Annotated in this window: 3 protein-coding genes and 2 pseudogenes; 4 read left to right on the top strand and 1 reads right to left on the bottom strand. The window is 37.3% G+C overall.

What is annotated here, in order from left to right:
- The 4 genes and pseudogenes from ACFIMC_RS04555 to ACFIMC_RS04540 all read left to right on the top strand — a co-directional run.
- Positions 1-163: pseudogene (locus tag ACFIMC_RS04555) on the top strand (virulence-associated protein E); the annotation flags it as partial.
- Between the two features lie 105 nt (positions 164-268).
- Complete coding sequence (locus tag ACFIMC_RS04550; RefSeq protein ID WP_375680913.1) at positions 269-559, top strand: CopG family ribbon-helix-helix protein; 291 nt, start codon at positions 269-271, stop codon at positions 557-559.
- A complete protein-coding gene (locus ACFIMC_RS04545; protein WP_375678197.1) occupies positions 556-828 on the top strand; it encodes a type II toxin-antitoxin system RelE/ParE family toxin in 273 nt (90 codons plus the stop codon). Before ACFIMC_RS04550 ends, ACFIMC_RS04545 begins: the two co-directional genes overlap by 4 nt.
- A 200-nt stretch (positions 829-1,028) precedes the next feature.
- Positions 1,029-1,985, top strand: a pseudogene (locus ACFIMC_RS04540) (DUF3987 domain-containing protein).
- A 487-nt stretch (positions 1,986-2,472) separates the two neighbouring features.
- On the opposite strand, the gene ACFIMC_RS04535 reads toward ACFIMC_RS04540, so the two are convergent.
- Positions 2,473-3,241: DUF6990 domain-containing protein (locus tag ACFIMC_RS04535; protein ID WP_375680912.1), on the bottom strand; the 769-nt coding region annotated here is incomplete at its 5' end.

Below are 3,241 nucleotides of genomic sequence, written 5' to 3'. Positions count from 1 at the left end.
AGCAAAAGCCATGTTGGGTTCTGTCACGGGTGGCGCTGTGCAATTAAGTCAAGCCAATCCAAAACATCTGGTCATTTGTGAGGGCATTGAAACTGGTCTGGCTCTTTTGTCTGGGTTGTTATCAGAGCCCGTTAATTTATGGGCGTCTCTTTCAACCCTATGAAAATGCAAAATAGATATAAAATATCTATTCCAACAGTAGCTATTGAAGAAATAGTAAAAATACATTACATTAGAACTACTTTGTAACACATTAAGTGGTCGTAAAATGGCTGAGACAACATTTACCTTTCGCGTCGATGATGTATTAAAAAATGAATTTTCTAAAGCAGCAAAGGCGTGTGATAGATCTGGTGCGCAATTATTGCGGGATTATATGCGCGATATCGTAAAAGAACAAAAAGAAAAAAGTGCACACGATTTATGGTTTCGGGAACATGTTCAATTAGGGATAAATTCTGCTAATGCAGGTGATATAATATCTTCTGAAGAAATCGAAGCAGAAGCAAGGGAATGGCGCTTAAAAACACAAAGTAAACTAGATAGATCAACTTTATGAAGCTAACTTGGACACAAGTAGCACACGTTGACCGCAAAAAGATACGTGAATACATATCACAAGATAATCCTTCTGCTGCCTTAAAGTTTGATCAACTTTTATCTGAAAAAGTAGAAATACTTGTTAAATTTCCTACTCTTGGTCGTTTAGGACGAATTATAAATACACGTGAACTTATTGTATATCCAAATTATATCATGATTTATGATATTTCAAATGGCGTTGTGCGTATTTTACGTGTGCTTCATACAAAGCAAAAATTTCCTTAATCAACTGTATTTTTATTTATTTGCTAATTGAAGCAAATTATTTTCTACAATACTGCGCTCCGTATCAGTAAGTAATGATAGATTACTATTTTTCTAATATTGCGAATATGATTGGCATAATGCACTTTGCACACCGCTTAGTTTCTACTCGTAAAAATAATGATGATACTCTTGGTAAATGACGCTTTATTGTCAATGATGTGACAGTCGAAAAGCTTGGGGAATTGTTAAAAGAAAACCCCCGTGGTCTCTTAATGGAGCGTGATGAATTGGCTGGTTTTTTAGCCAATCTGGAAAAAAAGGAATATCAAACAGACCGTACTTTTTATCTAACGGCTTTTAATGAAGATGATCAATTTACCTATGACCGTATCGAGCGTGGAACCATTTTAATCCTTCTGTCACTTTATCTATGATTGGAGGCATTCAACCCCTCACGAATTATTCCACTCATTCAAGCAATACACCGTGGAATAAACGATGACGGTTTATTCCAATGATTTCAAATGCTGGTGTGTCCCGATGATACAAAAGATTGGCAATTGGTTGATAGACCGCCCAATCAAGAGGGGTGGCAAAAGTATGAAGGGGTTTTTCGTTCTTTTCGTGATAAACGCTTAGGGTCTCCCGAACAGCCGCTGATCATGCGTTTTTCTGCTGAAGCACAAGTGAAGTTTTATGAATGGTTAGAGCATCTTCATAAAGAGGCAAAAGGAGGTAGTTACTCAGAAAGCTTACAATCGCATCTTTTAAAAATGCCAAAGACCATAGCAAGTCTTGCGTTGATTTTTGAACTTCTTGACACTGGTCGTTTAGAAATTGGACTCTATGCCATCACAACAGCGTTGCGTTGGACAAGTTATCTGTTAAGTCATGCCAAAAGACTTTATGCGGCGGGGGATACATTAACAGCAGAGCGTGCAAAATTAATTGTCGAGCGTTGTGATTGTTTACCCGATGTTTTTACAGCAAGGGATGTTTATAAACGTGATTGGAAATATTTAACAGACAATCAAACCGTTAAGCAAGCTTTAGAGCTTTTATGTCGTTGTAACTATATTCGTGAAATCTCTGGAGAGAATAACTCCCAAGGCGGTCGACCTACCATACGTTATGAATGGCACCCTTTAGTGAAAAGTCATAAGACATCACACTGAGGCAATTTGGAAATCTTATAAAACATTAAACAATATAACAGTGAACCTTCAAAGCACTCCCCATCATTAGTTTTGGGGGGCTTTGGAGGGGGGCTTATATGTATTATTTTATTTGTTATTGAAAAAATAAATATAAGAGGGGAAAAGGAACCTTCAAAATCCTCAAAACTCATAACCATAATAGTTTTGATAACATTTCTTATGAGTTACAAACCAACTTTTGAAAGGCTTTAAAGGAGCATATGCTTTTCATAAGACATGTTTTAATCATTCTCTAAAATCATAAGATTCGTCTGTTAAATAAACTGACATAACCGATCAAATAGACAAAAGCCCATTAAAAGGGATTTTGATTATCTATGGAATAATTTTATAAATCTTTTTTTATAGGTTGTTTCCTTAAAATCTTGCACCAAAACCATGATCAGAGCCATACCACTGTTGAGTTTCTCAACTATGATCAAGGCTTTGGACCGCGCCTTATTTTCTAAATTTCTGAAATATTTTCGATATTTTTAGGTGCTATTTCTTGTCTTTTTTTTCCGATAAAATTGACTATTTTCTCTTTCCACGAGCGGGGTTGCTCTTTACTGATAACCTGATCATCAAGCTTTTCTGCTACCTGTTTAATCAAAGCGTAACTCAGTTGCTTGGTTTTTGCTACTTCTTTGGCTAAAGCTAATGCACGTTCAAGGTGGGTTTTGTTGATGCTCTCGTCAAAGCCCAAGTGGTCCCCTGCCGTAAAGCTTTGCTGATAAGATTGTAAGGTCTCAACATCACCCAACAAAGCAAGAGCGCCAAGATGAAGTAAAGCATAATCCGTATTATCTGCTTTAGACGTGGCGCCTTTTTCCCAAGGAGCAGTGCCATAATCAGAGCGAAGTCTTTTAGAAAGGTCAATCTCTTTGACTGACCATTCTAGCGCATCATCAAGCGCCTGTGTTAAACGATCCGTAGTGACTTCTGGTTCAAAGATTTCTAATCCCTTGGCTTCAAAATTAAGCTGTATATCTGGAATATCTTCCGTGTGGGTAGGATCAATGAATTTACAAGCGGTGGAAAGAATGCCCGTGCTAATCAAAAAGGCGCTATCAAATTGTGGGTAATCTTTGGCAATTTCGTCGTTATAAAGAATATCTACTTCACGATCAGCCAATTGATAGCTTGCCATATGGTCATTCTCATTGATTTTCTCGGTTGACCAACCTAAGCTTTTCAAAAGTGCATGAGCACTTTCCATGGTGAGACGATCATCA

This window comes from Bartonella sp. AP21QHHD, assembly GCF_042196205.1.
Classification (GTDB): Bacteria; Pseudomonadota; Alphaproteobacteria; order Rhizobiales; family Rhizobiaceae; genus Bartonella.
Note: the sequence above shows the minus strand (reverse complement) of the source record. Positions and strands in the feature narration are given on the sequence as shown.